The 1,914-nt window shown below is 47.0% G+C and carries 3 protein-coding genes; 2 read left to right on the forward strand and 1 reads right to left on the reverse strand.

Translation table 11 applies throughout. The features are described from left to right. Positions 1–38: 38 nt before the first annotated feature. Both ENN47_05285 and ENN47_05290 read left to right on the forward strand, forming a co-directional pair. Entirely contained in the window at positions 39–485 is a 447-nt protein-coding gene (locus ENN47_05285; protein HDP77587.1) for a DUF3795 domain-containing protein, read from the forward strand. Positions 486–489: 4 nt separating this feature from the next. Next, the gene (locus ENN47_05290) at positions 490–1,002 is read left to right on the forward strand and encodes a hypothetical protein (GenBank protein HDP77588.1); all 513 of its coding nucleotides are present in this window, start codon (positions 490–492) and stop codon (positions 1,000–1,002) included. A gap of 599 nt (positions 1,003–1,601) precedes the next feature. Here ENN47_05290 and ENN47_05295 read toward each other — a convergent pair. Continuing rightward, positions 1,602–1,914: ribose ABC transporter permease (locus tag ENN47_05295; GenBank protein ID HDP77589.1), on the reverse strand; the 313-nt coding region annotated here is incomplete at its 5' end.

Consider the following 1,914-nt stretch of genomic DNA (forward strand, 5'->3'; position numbering starts at 1 on the left):
ATGATGAGGTTTCTCAACGGGTCGTGACGGGGTGTTGGATGGAAGAGGCGTTAATTGCTCCATGCGGTATGAATTGCAGCCTGTGCATCAATTACCAGGCAATGAAAGACGATCTCAAGAAGAAAGGCTTTCACAGACAATACTGCCCCGGTTGCATCCCGAGGGGTGAGAACTGCACTCATATGGGCGACCAGTGCGAATTACTTGCAAGGGGAAGCGTCCGTTTCTGCTTCGAGTGCAAAGACTTTCCATGCAAACGACTTAAGGCACTGGATAAGCGCTACCGAACTAAATATCACATGAGTATGATTGAGAACCTGGAATTCATTCAGGACAACTCTATTGAACTGTTCTTGAAGGAGGAAGAGAAGAAATGGCGCTGCCCCGAATGCGGAGGGGTTATATGCTGCCATAATGGTTTGTGCCTAAACTGCAATCTCGATACTCTTCGCAAGAACAAGAAATACCGTTGGAATGAGGAGTAGAAATATGGACTCTCTGAACGATCTTGTCCGTGAATACACGAACCAGTTGAATAAGGGGTATATCCAGGCGGCCTATAGAGGAATCATGTCGTTCATGTCGGACCTGAGAACGGATTTGAGCAGCAAATACCCGGACTACTTGACCGGCTCTCTGTATTTCGGCTATATGGATATGACATATTTCGCTTTTTCTCCAGTCGCCTTCAGAGATCAGAAGCTCAAGATCACGATTGTTTATCTGCACAAAGAGAGCAAATTTGAAGTCTGGCTTGGCGCGATCAATAGAAAGGTTCAGGCCGAGTACATTGAGTTCTTTGGACTTAGGAATATGAGACGATACAAGTTGTCACAAGTCTCTCCGGGAGTAGATTCCATTCTCGAGTCAACACTGACTCATCAACCGGATTTTGATAACCCTGAAGAACTCAAAAAGGAGATCGAAGAAAAGGCGATCGAATTTTCAAAGAACATAACTCTTATGCTCAATGAGCAGGCAACAGATCATGTGCCGCATTGAACGAAGACCCTCCGATTAGGGAGAATACTTCAGGAAGCGAGAAGAATGCCGTAGCTGAGGTTTGATGGCTGGTGATGCGAAGAGCTCAAGATCCGGATTCGGTAAGGCATCTCAAATCGTTGAGTCTTCAGATCAGCCAGGTACATTTATCACGGCCGTGACCTATTCGGTAATCTTAAAATTGAGACACGCAAAGTGAAGGCTGTCCGAGTTTTCTAGATCTCTTGTTTTTGTTACTGCTCCTGCTTGCAGTTTCCAACCTCTCAGGCACTCTAACGCACCTCAAAGAATTGGTTCAAGCGTATTCTCAGCCGATTGATACTCCGAGATAGGAGCTGTGCTCTAATTGCAGCAAAGATTTCACTGGAGGTGATCAGTTGAAGAGAGCACTGATTGTGTACGGCAGATGCGATGAAGGATTCCTTTCGCAGAAAGAGATGGAGCTTCGCACACAAGGGGTGAAGAGTGCGATTGACGGTATAGTTCAGGAGGGAACCTCCCGTTCATCGATCGTCATAAGCCCGGCGACGTCTGACGTAGTAAATTTGAGCACGCCAAAATTATCCTTAGGAGCTCTTTTCGTATTCAGAGTCTACATTCTAGCCACGGGCCTTGTAGAACGAATCGAATCCAACCGCTGCCAGAATTACAAGTCCTTTGAACACATATTGAACATAAAGATCTATTCCGATCAGGTTGAATGCATTGGTTATCATAGTCAGCAACAACGCCCCGATGAGAGTTCTAACGACCGAACCTTCCCCACCAGACACACTTGTACCGCCGATCACCGCAGAAGCTATCGCATCCAGCTCATAGCCCTGGCCGGCAAGAGGCGTAACCGAAAGCAGCCTTGAGGCGTAGACAACTCCTGACATTGCAGCCATTACTCCTCCGGCAACGAAGGTCAGG

Source organism: Mesotoga infera (assembly GCA_011045915.1).
GTDB classification, from domain to species: Bacteria; Thermotogota; Thermotogae; order Petrotogales; family Kosmotogaceae; genus Mesotoga; species Mesotoga infera_D.